The 17,680-nt window shown below is 74.4% G+C and carries 18 protein-coding genes; 14 read left to right on the forward strand and 4 right to left on the reverse strand.

All coding sequences use genetic code 11. The features are described 5' to 3' along the window. Positions 1-29: 29 nt before the first annotated feature. Genes ACIBST_RS28050 through ACIBST_RS28085 form a run of 8 tightly spaced genes read left to right on the forward strand, consistent with a single transcriptional unit; the run spans position 30 to position 7,566 of the window. Positions 30-785 carry a CoA transferase subunit A gene (locus ACIBST_RS28050; protein WP_397175900.1) on the forward strand — a complete coding sequence of 252 codons (756 nt, stop codon included), beginning with the start codon at positions 30-32 and terminating at the stop codon, positions 783-785. Further along, on the forward strand, positions 782-1,411 hold the full coding sequence (locus tag ACIBST_RS28055) for a CoA transferase subunit B (RefSeq protein WP_397175901.1): 630 nt from the start codon (positions 782-784) through the stop codon (positions 1,409-1,411). Before ACIBST_RS28050 ends, ACIBST_RS28055 begins: the two co-directional genes overlap by 4 nt. Further along, a complete protein-coding gene (locus ACIBST_RS28060) occupies positions 1,408-2,556 on the forward strand; it encodes a thiolase family protein (RefSeq protein WP_397175902.1) in 1,149 nt (382 codons plus the stop codon). Before ACIBST_RS28055 ends, ACIBST_RS28060 begins: the two co-directional genes overlap by 4 nt. Positions 2,557-2,561: 5 nt before the next feature. After that, positions 2,562-3,314 (forward strand): protocatechuate 3,4-dioxygenase subunit beta, encoded by a 753-nt coding sequence (gene pcaH / locus ACIBST_RS28065; protein WP_397175903.1) that lies wholly within the window; start codon positions 2,562-2,564, stop codon positions 3,312-3,314. Further along, positions 3,311-3,835, forward strand: a complete 525-nt coding sequence (gene pcaG, locus ACIBST_RS28070; protein ID WP_352328073.1) for a protocatechuate 3,4-dioxygenase subunit alpha — start codon at positions 3,311-3,313, stop codon at positions 3,833-3,835. The genes pcaH and pcaG overlap by 4 nt, the downstream gene beginning before the upstream one ends. Beyond that, on the forward strand, positions 3,822-5,009 hold the full coding sequence (gene pcaB / locus ACIBST_RS28075; RefSeq protein WP_397175904.1) for a 3-carboxy-cis,cis-muconate cycloisomerase: 1,188 nt from the start codon (positions 3,822-3,824) through the stop codon (positions 5,007-5,009). The genes pcaG and pcaB overlap by 14 nt, the downstream gene beginning before the upstream one ends. A gap of 2 nt (positions 5,010-5,011) precedes the next feature. After that, positions 5,012-6,109 (forward strand): 4-carboxymuconolactone decarboxylase, encoded by a 1,098-nt coding sequence (pcaC, locus tag ACIBST_RS28080; RefSeq protein ID WP_397176066.1) that lies wholly within the window; start codon positions 5,012-5,014, stop codon positions 6,107-6,109. Further along, on the forward strand, positions 6,106-7,566 hold the full coding sequence (locus ACIBST_RS28085; RefSeq protein WP_397175905.1) for an aldehyde dehydrogenase family protein: 1,461 nt from the start codon (positions 6,106-6,108) through the stop codon (positions 7,564-7,566). The genes pcaC and ACIBST_RS28085 overlap by 4 nt, the downstream gene beginning before the upstream one ends. A gap of 52 nt (positions 7,567-7,618) precedes the next feature. On the opposite strand, the gene ACIBST_RS28090 is transcribed toward ACIBST_RS28085, so the two are convergent. Continuing rightward, complete coding sequence (locus ACIBST_RS28090) at positions 7,619-10,513, reverse strand: M36 family metallopeptidase (RefSeq protein WP_397175907.1); 2,895 nt, start codon at positions 10,511-10,513, stop codon at positions 7,619-7,621. 171 nt (positions 10,514-10,684) lie between these two features. Here ACIBST_RS28090 and ACIBST_RS28095 point away from each other — a divergent pair, with 171 nt between their 5' ends. The 3 genes from ACIBST_RS28095 to ACIBST_RS28105 are packed head-to-tail and all read left to right on the forward strand — an operon-like array spanning position 10,685 to position 12,277. Continuing rightward, positions 10,685-11,431, forward strand: coding sequence for an SDR family NAD(P)-dependent oxidoreductase (locus tag ACIBST_RS28095; protein WP_397175909.1), 747 nt, complete (start codon positions 10,685-10,687; stop codon positions 11,429-11,431). Between the two features lie 34 nt (positions 11,432-11,465). Continuing rightward, positions 11,466-11,804 (forward strand): ArsR/SmtB family transcription factor, encoded by a 339-nt coding sequence (locus tag ACIBST_RS28100; RefSeq protein ID WP_397175911.1) that lies wholly within the window; start codon positions 11,466-11,468, stop codon positions 11,802-11,804. A 2-nt stretch (positions 11,805-11,806) separates the two neighbouring features. Continuing rightward, positions 11,807-12,277: an SRPBCC family protein gene (locus tag ACIBST_RS28105; RefSeq protein WP_397175913.1), complete on the forward strand. Its 471-nt coding sequence runs from the start codon at positions 11,807-11,809 to the stop codon at positions 12,275-12,277. A 4-nt stretch (positions 12,278-12,281) separates the two neighbouring features. Here ACIBST_RS28105 and ACIBST_RS28110 read toward each other — a convergent pair whose 3' ends face one another. Together ACIBST_RS28110 and ACIBST_RS28115 are read right to left on the reverse strand one after the other, a co-directional pair. Then, positions 12,282-12,830 (reverse strand): hypothetical protein, encoded by a 549-nt coding sequence (locus ACIBST_RS28110; protein WP_397175914.1) that lies wholly within the window; start codon positions 12,828-12,830, stop codon positions 12,282-12,284. Between the two features lie 81 nt (positions 12,831-12,911). Further along, a complete protein-coding gene (locus tag ACIBST_RS28115; protein ID WP_397175916.1) occupies positions 12,912-13,664 on the reverse strand; it encodes a lytic polysaccharide monooxygenase in 753 nt (250 codons plus the stop codon). A 350-nt stretch (positions 13,665-14,014) separates the two neighbouring features. Between ACIBST_RS28115 and ACIBST_RS28120 the strand changes: the two genes are divergently transcribed. The 3 genes from ACIBST_RS28120 to ACIBST_RS28130 all read left to right on the forward strand — a co-directional run bounded on the left by ACIBST_RS28120 (position 14,015) and on the right by ACIBST_RS28130 (position 16,835). Beyond that, positions 14,015-15,019, forward strand: a complete 1,005-nt coding sequence (locus ACIBST_RS28120) for a TerC/Alx family metal homeostasis membrane protein (RefSeq protein WP_397175918.1) — start codon at positions 14,015-14,017, stop codon at positions 15,017-15,019. Positions 15,020-15,120: 101 nt separating this feature from the next. Continuing rightward, the gene (locus ACIBST_RS28125; protein ID WP_397175920.1) at positions 15,121-15,837 is read left to right on the forward strand and encodes a GNAT family N-acetyltransferase; all 717 of its coding nucleotides are present in this window, start codon (positions 15,121-15,123) and stop codon (positions 15,835-15,837) included. Then, positions 15,834-16,835 carry a lysophospholipid acyltransferase family protein gene (locus ACIBST_RS28130; protein ID WP_397175922.1) on the forward strand — a complete coding sequence of 334 codons (1,002 nt, stop codon included), beginning with the start codon at positions 15,834-15,836 and terminating at the stop codon, positions 16,833-16,835. The genes ACIBST_RS28125 and ACIBST_RS28130 overlap by 4 nt, the downstream gene beginning before the upstream one ends. Here the strand turns inward: ACIBST_RS28130 and ACIBST_RS28135 are convergent. Next, the gene (locus ACIBST_RS28135; RefSeq protein ID WP_397175924.1) at positions 16,796-17,680 is read right to left on the reverse strand and encodes a carbohydrate ABC transporter permease; all 885 of its coding nucleotides are present in this window, start codon (positions 17,678-17,680) and stop codon (positions 16,796-16,798) included. The two genes, ACIBST_RS28130 and ACIBST_RS28135, sit on opposite strands and share 40 nt — an antisense overlap.

Raw genomic sequence — 17,680 nt, forward strand, 5'->3', positions numbered from 1 at the left:
GGCGGACACCCTCGGCTGAACGGAGCGTCGTGCGGAGAGACAAGGTGGTCGCGACGGCCGCGGAGGCGCTGGCCGGCGTGCGGGACGGCGCGTCGTTCGCGGTCGGCGGCTTCGGGCTCAGCGGCATCCCCAACGTGCTGATCCAGGCCCTCTACGACACCGGCGTGACCGGCATCGGCGTCGTGTCCAACAACTGCGGCGTCGACGGCGGCGGCCTCGGCATCCTGCTGGCCGCCGGGCGCATCGCCCGCGTGACCGCCTCCTACATCGGCGACAACAAGGAGTTCGCCCGGCAGTACCTGGGCGGCGACCTGGAGGTCGAGCTGACCCCGCAGGGCAGCCTGGCCGAGCGGCTGCGGGCCGGCGGCAGCGGCATCCCCGCCTTCTACACCCCGGCCGGGGTCGGCACCCCCGTCGCCGACGGCGGCCTGCCGCTGCGCCACCGCCCCGACGGCACCGTCGCCGTCGCCTCGCCGCCGAAGGAGGTGCGCGAGTTCGACGGCCGGGAATACGTCCTGGAGCACGGCATCCGCACCGACTTCGCGCTGGTCCGGGCGGCCAGGGGCGACCGGTCCGGCAACCTGGTCTTCCACCGCGCCGCCCGGAACTTCAACCCGCTGGCCGCCATGGCCGGGCGGGTCACCGTCGCCGAGGTCGAGGAGCTGGCCGAGCACATCGACCCCGACGAGGTCCACCTGCCCGGCGTGTTCGTGCAGCGCGTGCTCCCCCTCACCCCGGCACAGGCGGCGGACAAGGGCATCGAGAAGAGGACGGTCACCGAATGAGCTGGACCCGTGACCAGATGGTCGCGCGGGCGGCGGCCGAGCTGCGCGACGGCGACTACGTCAACCTCGGCATCGGCCTGCCCACCCGCATCCCGTCGTTCCTGCCGCCGGGCGTCGACGTGGTCCTCCACTCCGAGAACGGCATCCTCGGCGTCGGCCCCTACCCCGCGCCCGCCGACGTCGACCCCGACCTGATCAACGCGGGCAAGGAGACGGTCACCGTGCTCCCCGGCGCGTCGTTCTTCGACTCCTCGCTGTCGTTCGGCATGATCCGAGGGGGTCACATCGACGTGGCCGTGCTCGGCGCGATGCAGGTCTCGGCCCGCGGCGACCTGGCCAACTGGATGGTCCCCGGCAAGCTGGTCAAGGGCATGGGCGGGGCCATGGACCTGGTGCACGGCGCGCGCAAGGTCATCGTGATCATGGAGCACAACGCCAAGGACGGCTCACCCAAGATCGTCGCGGAGTGCTCGCTGCCCCTGACGGGCCGGCGATGCGTGCACCGGATCATCACCGACCTCGGCGTCCTCGACGTCACCGAGAAGGGGCTGGCCCTGGCCGAGAGCGCGCCGGGCGTGGGCCTGGACGAGCTGCGCAACCGTACCGACGCGGAGGTCATCGCATGAAGGACGTCTACATCGTCGACGCCGTCCGCACGCCGTTCGGCCGCCACGGCGGCGCGCTGGCCAAGGTGCGCCCCGACGACCTGGCCGCGCACGTCGTCGCGGCGCTGGTCGAGCGGACCGGCCAGGAGAGCGCCGACGAGGTGGTCATGGGCAACGCCAACGGCGCGGGCGAGGAGAACCGCAACGTCGCCCGGATGGCCGCGCTGCTGGCCGGACTGCCGGTCACCACGCCCGGCGCCACCGTCAACCGGCTGTGCGGGTCGGGCATGGAGGCGGTCATCCAGGCGTACCGGGCGATCGCGGTCGGCGACGCCTCGGCGGTGATCGCGGGCGGCGTCGAGTCGATGACCCGCGCGCCCTGGGTGCTGCCCAAGCCCGACCGCGCCTTCCCGGCGGGCGGCGGGGAGCTGGTCTCCACGACGCTCGGCTGGCGGCTGGTCAACCCGAGGATGCCCGCCGAGCACACGGTCGCGCTCGGTGAGGGCGCCGAGCTGATCGCCGACAAGCACGGCATCACCCGCGAGGAGCAGGACGCGTACGCGCTGGGCAGCCACCGGAAGGCGGCCAAGGCGGCCCTCGACCGCGAGATCGTCCCGATCGCCGGCCTGACCAGGGACGAGGGCATCCGCGACGACACCTCGGCCGAGGCGCTGGCCCGGCTCAAGCCGGTGTTCAGAAGGGACGGCGGCACGGTCACGGCCGGCAACTCCTCCCCGCTGAACGACGGCGCGGCGGCGCTGCTGCTGACCGACGAGGAGGGGCTGCGCGGCCGCGAGCCGCTGGCCCGCCTCACCGCGAGCGCCGCGAGCGCGCTGGAGCCGCGCTACTTCGGGCTCGGCCCGGTCGAGGCCGTGCGCAAGGCGCTGGCCAAGGCGGGCAAGGGCTTCGGCGACCTGTCGACCGTCGAGCTGAACGAGGCGTTCGCCGCGCAGGTGCTCGGCTGCCTGGCCGAGCTGCCCGAGCTCGACCCCGCCCTGGTCAACCCCGACGGCGGCGCGATCGCGATCGGCCACCCGCTCGGCGCCTCCGGGGCCCGCGTCACCGGCGCCGTGGCCCACCGGCTGGCCGCGGCCGGCTCGGGCGTCGGGCTCGCCTCCCTCTGCATCGGCGTCGGCCAGGGGCTGGCCGTCGTACTCGAAAGGTAGCGTCCATGTCCGAACCACTCACGCAGGCCGACATCGACCGCGAGATCGCCGCGCTGAGCGAGTCCCGCGGCGAGCGGCCCGCCGACCACCCCTCGCGCGACTACGCCCCCTACCGCAGCACCCTGCTGCGCCACCCCAAGCAGCCGCTGGTCGCGCTGAAGGACCCGGAGGCGAGCGAGCTGGCCGGCCCGGTGTTCGGCGTCACGGACGTGACCGCCCTCGACTCCGACCTGACCCGCCAGCACCTCGGCGAGCCGCTGGGCGAGCGGATCACCGTGACCGGACGGGTGCTCGACCGCCAGGGCCGGCCCGTGCGCGGCCAGCTCGTGGAGATCTGGCAGGCCAACTCCGCCGGGCGCTACCTGCACCAGCGCGACGACCACCCCGCGCCGCTCGACCCCAACTTCTCCGGCGTCGGCCGCTGCCTGACCGACGACGACGGCCGCTACCACTTCACCACGATCAAGCCCGGCCCCTATCCCTGGCGCAACCACCTCAACGCCTGGCGGCCCGCGCACATCCACTTCTCGCTGTTCGGCACGGCCTTCGCCCAGCGGCTGGTGACCCAGATGTACTTCCCCGGCGACCCGCTGTTCCCCTACGACCCGATCCTGCAGTCGGTCACCGACGACGCCGCCCGGCAGCGGCTGGTCTCCGCCTACGCGCACGACCTGTCCAAGCCCGAGTGGTCGCTCGGCTACCGGTGGGACATCGTGCTCGACGGGCCCGCCGCGACCTGGATGGAGGAAGGCCGATGAACCCCACCCCCTCGCAGACGGTCGGCCCGTTCTACGGCTACGCGCTGCCCTTCCCCGGCGGCGGCGACCTGGCCGCCGGCGGCATCACCGTGCACGGCCGCGTCTACGACGGCGCGGGCGACCCGATCCCCGACGCGCTGCTGGAGTTCTGGCAGGCCGACCCCACGGGCGACCTGTCGGGCGCGCCGGGCTCGCTGCGCCGCGACCCGGTCAACGGCGCGGTCATCGGCCGGCACGGCGTCGACTTCACCGGGTTCGGCCGCGTCCCCACCGACGCCGACGGCCACTGGACCTTGCGCACGGTCGAGCCGGGCAACGGGTACATCAGCGTGTGCGTGTTCGCCCGCGGCCTGCTCCACCACCTGTTCACCCGCATCTACCTGCGGCCCGACGCCTTCCTCGACTCGCTGCCGCCCGAGCGGGCGCGCACGCTGGTCGCGGTCGAGGAGCGGGAGGGCGTCCACCGCTTCGACATCCATCTTCAGGGCGAGAAGGAGACGGTCTTCCTTGACTTCGGCTGACCCCGGCGGCGGGAACCCGGGCGCGTCCTCCGTGGGCGCCCTGGGCGACTTCGGGCTGCTCGCGCCCATGCGCGGCGGGGCCGGGGCGACCGGCGACGTGGCGGTCCTGCAGGCCATGCTCGACGCGGAGGCCGCGCTCACCCGGGTGCTGGCCGCGCTCGGGCGCGCGCCGCGGGAGGCGGCCGACGCCGTGACCGCCGCGGCCCGCGCCGAGCTGTTCGACCCGGCCGGCCTGGCCGCGCGGGCCCGTTCGGGCGGCAACCCGGTCATCCCGCTGGTGGAGGACCTGCGCGCCGCCGCCGGGCCGTACGGGCAGCACGTGCACGCGGGCGCGACCAGTCAGGACATCCTGGACACCGCGCTCATGCTGGTCGCCCACCGGGCGCTCGGGCCGGTCCTGGACGACCTCGACCGGGTGGCCGCCGGGCTCGCCACGCTGGCGTGGGCCCACCGCGACACCGTCATGGCCGCCCGCACGCTCACCCAGCAGGCCGTGCCCACCACGTTCGGGCTCAAGGCGGCGGGCTGGCGGAAGCTGGCCCTCGACGCCCGCGACCGCCTCCGCGCCGCCCGCGAGGCCCTGCCCGCCCAGCTCGGCGGCCCCGCCGGCACCCTCGACCGCTTCACCGCCCCCGACCAGGACGACGCAGGCGCGGCGGCGCTGGAGGTGGCCGCCCGGTTCGCCGCCGAACTGGGGCTGGCCGCGCCCGCGCTGCCCTGGCACGTGCTGCGCACCCCCGTCGCCGACCTGGCCGGGGCGCTGGCGTTCACCGCGGGCGCGCTGGGCAAGCCGGCGGCCGACGTGCTGGTGATGTCGCGTACCGAGATCGGCGAGGTGTCCGAGGGCGTCGGCGGCGGCTCGTCGTCGATGCCGCACAAGCACAACCCCGTGCGGGCCACGATGATCGCCGCGGCGGCCCGCCAGGTGCCCGCCCAGGCCGCCGTCCTGTACGCCTCGCTCGCCGCCGAGGACGAGCGCCCGCCCGGCGCCTGGCACGCCGAGTGGCAGCCGCTGCGCGAGGCGCTGCGCCTGGTCGCCGGCGCCGCCCGCGACGCCGCGGAACTCGTCGCCGGCCTGCGGGTGCACCCCGGGCGCATGCGCGCCGCCCTGACCGTCGCCGGACCGCCCGGCGCCGCCGCCGCCCTGGTCAAGCGGGCGCTGGAGGAGAAGTGACGTTGTTGCAGCACCGGGTGGACGGCCCGGAACACGCCGAGCCGATCGTCCTCGGCCCGTCGGTCGGCACCTCGACCCGGGTGTGGGAGCCGCAGGCCGCCGCGCTGGCCCGCAGGTTCCGCGTGGTCCGCTTCGACCTGCCGGGACACGGCGGCTCCCCGCCGCTCGGCGTGTCCACGATCGACGGCCTGGCCGGGCTCGTCCTGGACCTGGCCGACGACCTGGGCCTGGACGCCTTCCACTACGCCGGCATCTCCATCGGCGGCGCGATCGGCGCCACCCTGGCCCTGCGCCACCCCGCACGCCTGCGGTCCCTGGCGATGATCTGCTCCTCGGCCCGCTTCGGCGAGCCGGACGGCTGGCGCGAGCGCGCCGCGCTGGTCCGCGAGCGGGGCACCGCGCCGCTGCTGGAGCCCACGGCCAAGCGCTGGTTCGCCGGGCCGGGCGACCCGGCGCTGCTGGACGACCTCGCCGCCGCCGACCCCGCCGGCTACGCCGCCTGCTGCGACGCCCTGGCCGGCTACGACCTGCGCGCCGAGCTGCCCGGCATCGCCGTCCCCACGCTGGTCCTGGCCGGCCGCGACGACCCCGCCACGCCGCCCGCGCACGCCAGGGAGCTGGCCGACGGCATCCCCGGCGCGACGCTCGTGGAGGTGCCGGGAGCGGCCCACCTGGCCGGCGTCGACCAGCCGGACCGGGTCACCGCCGCGCTGCTCGCCCACCTGCCCGCCGCCCCCGGCATGCGGGTGCGCAGGGAAGTGCTCGGGGACGCCCACGTCGACCGGGCCGTAGCCCGCACCACCGCCTTCACCAGGGACTTCCAGGACCTCATCACGCGCTACGCCTGGGGGGAGATCTGGACCAGGCCCGGCCTCGACCGGCGCACCAGGAGCTGCGTCACCCTCACCGCGCTGGTCGCGCACGGGCACCTCGACGAGCTGGCCATGCACGTCCGCGCCGCCGTGCGCAACGGGCTGACGGCCGACGAGATCGGCGAGGTGCTGCTGCAGAGCGCGATCTACTGCGGCGTGCCGGCCGCCAACGCGGCGTTCGCCGTCGCCCAGCGCGTCCTTACCGAGATATCAGGGGAGTCCGCATGACCATCGCCCGTGACCTGCTGATCGGCGGCAAGAACGTGCCCGCCCAGAGCGGCCGTACGACGCCCGACCTGGCCCCCTACACCGGCGAGGTGTACGCGACCGTGGCCGCCGCGGGCGTCGAGGACGTCACCTCGGCCGTGGACGCGGCCCAGGCCGCCTTCGACGGCTGGGCCGCCACCAGCCCGTTCGCCCGCCGGGCGATCTTCCTCAAGGCCGCCGACCTGCTCCAGGAGCGCGGCGAGCAGGCCGTGGCGCTGATGGCCGCCGAGGTCGGCGGCACCCGCCCGTGGGCGCTGTTCAACGTCGGGCTGGCCGCGAACATGCTGCGCGAGGCAGCCGCCGCGATCACCGCGCCGCGCGGCGAGGTGCTCACCGCGCAGGAGGAGGGCGTGCTCGGCCTGGCCGTGCGCGAGCCGCTCGGCGTGGTGGCCGCCTTCTCGCCGTGGAACGCGCCGATCATCCTCGGCGTGCGCTCGGTGGCCGCCGCCCTGGCCGCGGGCAACACCGTCGTCATGAAGCCCAGCGAGGACGCCCCCATCGCGTGCGGCCTGTTCGTCGCCGACCTGCTGCACGAGGCCGGGCTGCCCGCGGGCGTGCTCAACGTGGTCACCAACGACCCGGCCGACGCCGCCGTGGTCGCCGAGGCGCTCATCGCCGACCCCCGCGTCCGCGCGGTCAACTTCACCGGCTCCACCGAGGTCGGCCGGATCGTCGGCACCCACGCCGCCCGCCACCTCAAGCCCGCCCTGCTGGAGCTGGGCGGCAAGAACGCCATCATCGTCCTGGACGACGCCGACCTCGGCCACGCCGTCGACGCCGCCGCGTTCGGCGTCTACATGAACGCGGGCCAGATCTGCATGTCGGGCGACCGCGTGCTGGTGCACGAGTCGCTGGCCGAGGAGTTCGGCCGCCGGTTCGCCGACAAGGTGCGCGCGCTGCCCGCCGGCGACCCGTCCCGGCCGGAGACCGTGATCGGGCCGCTGGTCAGCGCGGAGGCCGCACGCCGGGTGGCCGGGCTGGTCGCCGACGCGGTCGCCAAGGGCGCGAGGGTGCTGGCCGGCGGCGGCGAGCCCGAGGGCGCGGTGCACCCGGCCACGGTGCTGACCGATGTGCCGAAGCACGCCGGTCTGTACTACGGCGAGGCGTTCGGCCCGGTGTGCGTGGTCGGCACCTTCGCCACCGACGACGAGGCCGTGGCCCTGGCCAACGACACCGAGCACGGCCTGACCGCCGGGATCATCACCGAGAACGGCACCCACGGCCTGCGCGTGGCCCGCCGCCTGCGGACCGGCATCGTGCACGTCAACGACCAGTCCGTGGGCGACGAGCCGCAGGCGCCGTTCGGCGGGGCCGGCTCCTCCGGCTACGGCCGGTTCGGCGGCCGGTGGGGCCTGGAGGCGTTCAGCAACACCCGCTGGATCACCCTGGCGACCGAACAGGCCCACTACCCGTTCTGACGCCAGACCCGTTCCCATGAGCGGCGGGCCGGTCGGCCGGCCCGCCGCCGGGTCAGTGGGCGTACGCCTGGAACTCCGCCGCCCGCACCTGCTCGCGCGCCGGGCTCGCCGTGGCGCAGTCGGTCGCCGAGCCGGGGTCGGCGTCCTGCTCGCCCGCGTAGCGCGGGTTGCCGGTGCACTGGCTGGCGACCACCCGCAGCATCAGGTGGGTGGCGCTGGTCGGCGGCACCCGGAAGGAGCGCACCAGCAGGTCCGCGCCGCGCGGCCGGGGCAGCGTGGCGTCGAACGCGTCCGCCGGGCTGGTGTAGACCTTCCTGAAGCTCGCCGGGTCGGCGCAGTTCGCGGCGCAGGCCAGCACCTCGAACGCGCGCAGCGCCGAGAACCTGTTCTGCCCGCCCGGGTCGGCGGCGTCGCCGACGTCGGGCCGGAGCATCGCGCTCACCTGGACCCTGCGCACCGTGACGGGACGCTCGCCCGCCAGGTCCACGACGACCGACTTGCCGGCCGGCGCGCCGGTGCGCGAGGCCCAGTTCGTGGCCTCGGTGTCGTCGATCAGCCGGGCCTGGTTGACGCCGTCGCCGGCGGCCGTCGCGCCCGCCGCGGCCGAGGCGAGGTTGCGCGGCAGCGGCAGCGGGAGCGGCAGCTTCGCCCCCGCCACCACCGGGAACGTCAGCCGCGCGTGCCCGAACCCGGCGCCCGCCACCACGAACCGGTACGTCCCCGGCGTCATCTCGACGGTGTCGCCCAGCGGCGTGGCCGGGTCGGTGTCGGCGACCGGCACCGCGCGGCCCTCGTAGTCGCCCACGTAGAGCCGCAGGGCAGCGTCCCTGGCCTCGCCGAGCGGCTTGAGCTGGAGGGAGCCGTTGCGGCCCGCCGGGTCGACGAAGCTCGGCGTCGGGTCGGGGTCGTTCGGGCCGTTGCTGGCCGCGCCCTCGCCCAGGCCGTGCTCGGCGAACGCCCGCCACAGGATGTCCTGGTTAGCGCCGTCGAAGCGGATGGCGTCGGCGGCCAGGATCGCGTCCCGGTGGTCGACGTAGCTGACCGCGCCTGAGGCCATCAGCAGCAGGGCGTCGTAGGAGAGCTGCGCCCACCGCCGGTTGCCGGGGCACCGGTCCACCGCCACCTTGCCGTCGGCGCAGTCGCGCTGCCGGGCCGGCGTGCCCTTGCCGTACCGCTTGACGAACGCCTCGCGGACGCCGAACTGGGTGGCGGTCCAGATCTCGCCGTCCGCGTGCACCTGCGTGCCGACCAGGTCGTAGGACAGGTCGCTGTAGTTCAGCGGCGACCTGGACATGTCGTAGTTGCGGATGCCCCGCGCCCGGTCGCCGGTGACGTACGGGCCGATCACGTACGGGGTCGCGCCGGAGGAGCGGAAGCCGTACTCGTCGAGGTACTCGATGGCGAACAGGTCAGAGGTGCTCTCGTTCATGGCGCCCGCCTGCGCGCCGCTCCAGCCGGCGTTCGGGCCGGCGATCATGCGGCCGGAGATGGCGTGGCTGTACTCGTGGCCGATGACCGACATGTCGTAGTCGCCGTCCACGCAGGGGGCGTAGAACGAGCCGGCGATCGGCTGCCACAGGTACATGTTGGTGATCGGGGCGACGCCGTCGGGGCCGGTGATCTGGTTGGCGTTGTCGCGTACCGACGCAACGCGCGCCCCGGCCTGGGCGTTGCCCAGCTCGGGGTCGTTGCCGAGCCCGCCGCGGTCGCCGTTGTCCACCTGCATGTTCCAGGCGGACTCGGTGAAGCCGAGCCGGTAGGACCAGTCGTGCATGCGGTTGTGCATGGCGTTGAGGTTGGCGATGGCGGCCTCCAGGTCCGCCTCGCCCGGCTGGTCGAACGTCGCCGGGTCGCACTTGGCCCGGTGCCAGGTGTTGCGCCACGGGTAGACGTAGTCGCGGTCCGGGGAGGGCGCGTTCGCGCGGGTGCCGACGGTGAACGGGTCGCCGTTCGCGCGGTTCTCGTACGTCCGGGCGGCGTTGCCGGCGCTGGTGCGGGTCGGCGTGCCGGTGGCGTGGTCCACGTCCCAGGCGCGGCCGGTCGCCGGGTCGCCGCCGGTGGCGAGGTCGCAGCCGGGCCCGGCCGCCTGGCACCAGGTCCGCCGGGTGTCGTCGGCGGAGTAGTCGCCGGGCGGGTTGACCGGGAAGGCCGCCCAGCGCGGGTTCTCCGGGTCGAAGTGGTCGACCAGGTTCTCGCGGGTGAGGACGCCGCCGCTGACCGCGTCCACGTGGGTGGTGTACGCCGCCGCCGCGCCCTTCCCGCCGCCGATCAGGACCACCTGGTACGCGCTGTGCACGCCGTCCGGCGCGGGCACGGCCACCTTCGTGACCTGCTTCGTCGTCGCCGTGGCCAGGTCCACGCCGCCGTCGCGGGCCGCGATCTCCAGGGCCCGCGCCTCGCTGATCGCGGCGGCCGGGGGAGCGGCCTGCTCACGGGCGAGCGAGGAGGTCACGTGGCGCACCTTCCCGTGCACGACGCCGACCGCGACGAGCCCGTCCACCCCGGCCGGCAGCCCGCCGAACCGCTGGCGCAGGAGCACCACGTGACCGGCGCCGAGGGGGTTGACCGCGACCTTCTCCAGCCCGGCGACCTCCTCCGCCGACAGGCCGAACAGCGGCTCGTTGGCGGCCAGGTAGGCGCGGGCGGCCCGTTCGGGGTCCTCACCCAGTCCCTCGGCCAGCGGCGCGGCGCCGGTGACGACGGCGGGGGTGCCGAGGGCGTTCCAGCGGATCCGCGCGCCGGCGGCCCGAGCGGCGAGCCCGGCGGGCGGCGGGACGCGGCCCTGCCGGTTGTCCAGGTCCGGTTCGCCGTGCTGCTCGGCCTGGAAGTCGTGCACGATCGGGGCCCGGCCGCCGGGTTCGCCCCGCGCGGCGCCGGTCAGGGGGAGGGCGGAGGCGGTGACCGCGAGGGCGATCACGGCGCCGCGTAACCAGGGTCTAGGGGACACAGTTCCTCCTGGGCACAGAAGACGCGCGGTTGACGCCCGTCCCGCCAGAGGTAACACCGCCCCGGAGTCCTGGCAAGATCGGGTAAAGCCTCCAGGACTGTCCAGTTCTTGACACCGTCGCGTATTCAACCTGTAAGTTGATAAACCAATGGGTTGAACAAGGAGGTAGACATGCTTCTCCCGGAAAAGGTCGCGGTGGTCTACGGCGGCGGCGGCTCGATCGGCGGCGCGGTGGCCCGCGCCTTCGCCCGCGAGGGCGCCCGCGTCCACCTGGCCGGCCGCACCCAGGCATCGCTCGACAAGGTCGCCGACGACATCCGCGCGGCCGGCGGCACGGCGCGGACCGCCCTCGTCGACGCGCTGGACGAGCAGGCCGTCGACGCGTTCACCGGCTCGGTGGCCGACCGCGAGGGCCGCATCGACGTCTCGTTCAACGCCGTCTCCGTCCAGGACGTGCAGCGCCCGCTGGCCGAGATCTCCGTCGAGGACTTCCTGCGGCCGATCCAGGTCGCCGCGCGCACCCAGTTCCTCACCATCAGGGCCGCCGTGCGGCACATGGCCGGTTCGGGGGTCGTCCTGCTGTTCGGCGGCGGCGGGCCGCAGACGCAGCCGGGGCTGGGCGGGTTCAAGGTGTCGCTGGACACCATGGAGGGCATCCGCCGCCAGTGGGCCTGCGAGGCCGGGGCGCAGGGCGTGCGCGTGGTCACCCTCATCACCGGCGGCGTGCCGGAGAGCATCCCCGACTCCTTCCCCGGCAAGGCCGCGCTGGAGGCGGAGCTGCGCGAGCCCACCCTGCTCGGACGGCTCGCCACCCTGGCCGACGTGGGCGACGTGGCCGCGTTCGTCGCCTCCGACCGGGCCCGGACCATGACGTCGGCGACCGTGAACGTCTCCTGCGGCGCGATCGTGGACCATTAGGGTCGGGACCGCCCAGGAAGGAACGTACACACCGATGCCCGACGACCAGCTCAGCCTCACCTTCGCCGCCCTGGCCGACCCCACCCGGCGGGCCATCCTCGCCCGGCTGGCCGACGGCGAGGCGACGGTCAACGAGCTGGCCGAGCCCTTCGAGATGAGCCTGCAGGCCGTGTCCAAGCACCTGAAGGTGCTGGAGCGGGCCGGGCTGATCAGCCGCGGACGCGACGCCCAGTGGCGGCCGTGCCGCCTGGAGACGGCGCCGCTGGAGGGCGCCTCCGCGTGGATCGACCGCTACCGCGAACGCTGGACCGGCAGCTTCGACCGGCTCGACCAGGAGATCAGCAAGCTCCGGCACAGCGAGGAAAGGACGTGACCATGGCTGAGACCGAATTCGTCATCGAACCCGGCCGCCAGGACATCATCATGATCCGGACCTTCGACGCCCCGAGGGACGTCGTGTTCCGGGCAGTGACCGACCCGGCGCTGATCCCGCGCTGGTGGGGCCCCCACTGGCTGGACACCCGGGTGGACGTCATGGAGGTCGCGCCGGGCGGCCGGTGGCGCTTCGTCAACACCGACGCCCGCGGCCGGGAGTACGCCTTCGGCGGCGTCTACCACGCGGTCGTGCCGCCGGAGCGGTACGTGCGCACGTGGGAGTTCGAGGGCACGCCGGGCGAGGTGGCTCTGGAGACCGTCCGGCTGGAGGAGAGCGGCGGCCGCACCCGGTACGTGGCCCAGTCGGTGCACCCGTCCGTCGAGGCGCGCGACGCCATCGTCCGCGCCGACGGCGCCAAGGGCGGCGCCCAGTCCATGGACCGCCTGGCCGAGCTGCTGGGAGCGCGCTGACGCCTTATTGCGGGCAGGCCAGACGGCAGCCGCCGAAGCGGGCCTCGTCCGGCTCGGGGAAGCGGGACTCCGGCGTCCCGCGCAGCGCCCCGGCCATCGAGGCCCGCCAGACGGGGCCGGGGATGGTGGCGCCGTCCACGGTGTCGTAGCGGCGGCCGCCGACTGTCAGGCCGGTGAGTGTGGGCCGGTCGGGCCCGGCGGTGGACGGGCGCCGCTGGGACCCGTCGGGGAACGTGCGGGGCTCGGACTCATCGGGGAATCCGAGGCTCAGCGCCCTGATCTCGCCGCTGCCGGGCGCCGCCATGGCCTCGACGGCGACGGGCGCGTCACCCGGGCGGACCCGCGCCTCGACGGCCCGTTGTGCCGCCTGCTGCGCCCGCGGATCGAGCGCGGTGGCCACGACCAGGCCGCCGCGGGTGAGCAGCCGCGGATCGATCGCGGTCAGCTCGTCGTGCACCCGGCGGCAGAAGGCGGGGTGGCGGCTGGCCGCGCAGTCGAGGGCGAGCTTCTCGACGACCCGGTCGCCGCCGTCGGCGACGAGAAGTCGTTTCATCGGCGTCCTTCCGGAAGGGGGGTGCGGCCGGCCCGTCCATCATGGCCGACCGCACCGCCCCCGTGCACCGGAGCTAGACGATCACACCCGTTGCCACAGGGCGGGCACGTTCGGCGGCTCCCAGCCGGGCAGCGCCGTGTGCGGCTGGAGGCAGCGGTAGGTGACGTTGTTGTAGACCACCTGGTCACCCGACTTGTACGCGGTGCCCGCCGTCCAGTTGCCGGCCGGGCCCTGGGTCGGGGTCACCGTGGGGGTCACCGTGGGGGTCGGGGTGGGCGTGGGGGTGGGCGTCGGGGTGGCGGTGGGGGTCGGCGTCGGGCCGCCGGGGCCCACCTGGAGGTCGACGCAGTTGTAGAAGGCGTTCTCCGTGTCGGCGATGTTCCAGATGGCCAGCAGCTTGATGCGCCCGGTCCGGCCGCCCAGGCTCACCGTGTGCGTCACTGTCGCGCCCGGTTCCCTGCCGTGGTCGTTGAACGAGGCGATCCGGGTGCCGCCGACGTAGTAGTCCCACGTGCTGGTGGCGTGCCGGGCCTCGATGAGCCACTTGAAGTTGACCGTGTCGCCGACGGACGCGGCGGGCCAGGCCTTGCTGTCGTCGTCCAGCGGGGCCCACCGGGGGTCGCCGCCGCTGCAGTTGCGCAGGCCCTTGGGCCCCTCGACGCTCTGCGGCTCCCAGATGATCTGGCCGCAGTTCTTGACCTTGCCGGCCGCGCAGTTGGCCTGGCGGCTGGGCGGGTCGGAGATGTAACCGTGCGCCGAGGCCGGCGGGGAGAGCGCGACGACGGTGGCGACGGAGACCGCCGCCATGGCTAAGAAGGTCCATACTCTGCGCATGTCACCGTTCCTTCATGCTGGGGGATTCTCCTAAATATAAAGGAAAGTTTCCTAACGGTAAATGGCATAGTCAGCGCTTTTCCGCCCCGCAGTCAGGCTCTCCTCACCATCCGTCGGTAGCGGGGGCCCTGTCCCTGGTGGCGGGGAGAGTGCGGGCGCCGCGCAGATGGGGCTGGCCAACAGGTGGTGACATGTCGTGACTTCGCCTAGGCTGAGGGTGCCGAGGGGAGTACTTCGCAAGCGCCGGCCCGGTCAGTACGGACGTCCCAGACGTCCCCGGGCGGCCGCCCGCGCGATCGGCGCACGGGCGAAGGAGACCTCGAACGATGACGCGCGTTCGAGGAGGACCCATGCCCCCGGGCACATTGCAGGCTGCCCCCGCCCTGACCACCATCGCCACGCCCACCCTCTGGCTGGTCGCGATCGCCGGGCTCGTGCTGCTGCTGGCGCTGGATCTGCTGTTGACCAGGCGCCCGCACGAGGTCCGCATGCGCGAGGCGGCCGGCTGGTCGGTGTTCTACCTGATCCTGCCGGTGATCTTCGGCTTCTACCTGTGGGCGGACCACGGCGGCGGCGTCGCCGTGGAGTTCTTCACCGGGTTCGTGGTGGAGAAGTCGTTGTCGGTGGACAACCTGTTCGTGTTCATGCTGCTGCTGGCCGCCTTCGCGGTCCCGCCCGCCCTCGCCCGGCAGGTCCTGCTGTACGGGATCGTCGGCGCGCTCGTCCTGCGCGGCGTCTTCATCTGGCTCGGCGCCGCCGCCCTGCAGAGCGGCACGTGGGCGTTCCTGCTGTTCGGCGCGATCCTCATCGTCACCGCCGGGAAGATCCTCAAGGACGTGCTCGGCGGCCACGAGCAGCAGGTGGACATCTCGTCCATGCGCAGCGTCCGGCTGGTGCGCCGGTTCGTGCCGGTCACCGACGACTACCGCGGCTCCCGGCTGGCCGTGCGCGAGGGCGGACGGCTGGCCCTGACGCCGCTGGCCCTGGCCGCCGTCGCCGTCCTCGGCACGGACATCGTCTTCGCCGTGGACTCCGTGCCGGCCGTGTACGGCGTGACCGAGGACCCGTTCCTGGTCTTCGCCACCAACGCCTTCGCGCTGATGGGCCTGCGGGCGCTGTACTTCGTGCTGCAGGGCGTCCTGACCAAGCTGCGCCACCTCAACCACGGGCTGAGCGTCATCCTGGCCTTCATCGGGGTCAAGCTCGTCCTGCACTGGGCGCACGGCGTCTGGGACTGGATGCCGCAGATCCCGACGCTCGCCTCGCTCGGCGTGATCGTCGCCGTCCTGACCACGGTCACCCTGACCAGCCTGTACGCCAACCGCCGCGACCGCGAGAAGGAGGCCGCGAGCTAGTTCACCGCTCCGACGCCTGGGTGCCCCCGACCCGAGAGCCGGCCGTCATGTCGGCATGACGACATGGTCGCGAGACGCTTTCAGGGAAGGACCCCGCGCCCATGACGATCTCTCTTGACACGAGCCGGTACACGGTCGGCATGGCCACGAGCCCCGCCGACCTCCAGGCGGCCCAGCGGCTGCGGTACGAGGTCTTCGCCGAGGAGATGGGGGCGCGGCTCGACAGCCCGGTCTCCGGCCTCGACGTCGACCGGTTCGACGCCTACTGCGACCACCTCCTGGTGCGGGAGGGGCGGCGGGTGGTGGGGACGTACCGGCTGCTGCCGCCGGGGCGGTCGGACCGGCTCTACTCCGACGGCGAGTTCGACCTGCGCGCCCTCGCCCCGATCCGCAACAACCTGGTCGAAGCAGGGCGTACCACCGTGCACCCGGATCACCGGGACGGCGCGGTGGTCGCGCTGATGTGGGCCGGGATCGCCCGGTACATGGTGAGCGGCGGCCACCAGTGGCTGGCGGGCTGCTGCTCGGTGCCGCTCGACGACGGCGGCGCGCTGGCGGCCGGGGTGGCCGGGCGGGTGCCGCTCGGCCCCGAGGAGCACCGGGTCACGCCGCACGTGCCCTGGACGGCCGCCGGCGCGCCGCGCTCGGACCGGTTCGTGCCGCCCGCGCTGCTCCGCGGCTACCTGCGGCTGGGCGCGTGGGTGTGCGGGCCGCCCGCGCACGACCGGGACTTCGGCACCGCCGACTTCTTCGTGCTGCTCTCGATGGCCCAGGTGAACACCCGCTACCTGCGCCACTTCCTGGGCGGGACGCCGTGACCGGCCCGTGGCTGCGCACGGGGCCGTGCACGCCGGACATGTGCGTGGGGGCGGCGGTCGTCGCAGCGGGGGCGGCGCGCCGGGCGCTGCGGCTGCTCGCGGCGGTCGTGGTGGTGCTGGCCGGGGTGCCGGTCGCGCTGACGGCCCGCCACGTGCGCGCCGACGTACGGGCGCGCCTCACCGGGACGTGGGCCCGCCTCCTGCTGCGGGCCCTCGGCATCCGCCTGGAGCTCACCACCGAGGAACCATCGGAGGACGCCGCGGCAGGGCCGGGGTCCGGGGCTGCGGGGGAGGCGGGGGCTTCCGGTGTGAGGAGGGAGGCCGGGGCTGCCGGTGCGAGGGGGGAGGCCGGGGCTTCCGGCGTGGGCGGGGAGGCCGGGGAGCTGGTCGTGGCCAATCACGTGTCGTGGCTGGACCCGCTGGTCATCGCGGCCGCGGTGCCCTCGCGCCCGCTGGCCAAGCGGGAGATCGCCGCCTGGCCGGTCGTCCGCACGCTGGCCGCGGGCTCGGGGGCGCTGTTCATCGACAGGGAACGCCTGTCCGCGCTGCCGTCGGCGGTCGCCGCCGTGGCCGCGGCGCTGCGGGCGGGCGACACCGTCGTGGCCTTCCCCGAGGGCACGACGTGGTGCGGGCTCGGCATGGGCGACTTCCGGCCGGCGGTGTTCCAGGCGGCGATCGACGCGGGCGCCGCCGTACGGCCCGCCACGCTGCGCTACCGCGAGGACGGCCGGCCCTCGACCCGGGCCTGCTACGTGGGCGAGGACTCGCTGCTCGCCTCGGTGCTGCGGGTGGCCGCGACCCGGCGGCTGGCCGTCGAGGTGCGCCTGCTGGCCCCGCTGCGCGCCGCGCCGCCGGCCGGCCGGCCGCGGGCGCGCGCCGCCCTGGCCGGGACCGCCGAGGCCCTGGTGCGCGCCGCGATGGACGGCCCTCCCGGGCGGGAGCGCGGGAGGGCCGTCGCTCACTTGCCGAAGCCCGCGGTCAGCCCGCTGAGCAGCTGACGGCGGCCCACCACGTACAGGATCAGGATGGGCAGCGTGGTCAGGACGACCGAGGCCAGCACGGCGGGCACGTTCACGCTGTACTGGCCCTGGAACGTCCACAACGCCAGCGGCAGCGTGCGCTTGTCCGGGCTCTGGGTCAGGATCAGCGGCAGCAGGAAGCCGTTCCAGATGGTCAGCGCGTTGTAGATGGTCACCGTCACCACGGCCGGACGGGTCAGCGGGAAGGTCAGCCGCCAGAGCATGCCCCAGTCGGTGGCGCCGTCCAGCCGCATCGACTCGAACAGCTCCTTGGGCACGTCCCTGATGAAGTTGGACAGCACCAGCACCGACAGGGGGATCGCGAACGCGATGGAGGGCAGGATCATGCCCAGCAGCGAGTCGTACAGGTGCAGCCGGATGATGATCAGGTAGATCGGGATGATCGTGGCCTGGAGCGGGATCGCCAGCCCCATGAGGAACAGCGAGTTCACCCCGCGCAGGAACCGCCCGCCGCCGCGCACGATCGCGTACGCCGCCATGAACGACACCCCGACGGCGGGGACGACCGCGCCGAGGGTGAGCAGCAGGCTGTTGAGGAAGTACAGCGCGAAGTCCGACTCCAGCACCAGCTTGTAGGCCCCCAGCGTGGGCTCCGCCGGCGGCGCGAGCGGGTTGGAGGCGTAGTAGGAGCTCTGCTCCTTGAAGCTGGTGACGACGATCCAGTAGATCGGGACCACCACGATCGCCAGCCAGATCCACCCGGCCGCCCCGGCCACCCAGTTGGGCCGGCGGGTGGACGGACCGCCGGCCCGCCGGGACGCCCCGGCGGCGTGCCGGGCCGGCTTCGTCAGCGTCGTCGCCAT

Origin of the sequence: Nonomuraea sp. NPDC049684 (assembly GCF_044465345.1) — a bacterium.
Lineage (GTDB): Bacteria > Actinomycetota > Actinomycetes > Streptosporangiales > Streptosporangiaceae > Nonomuraea.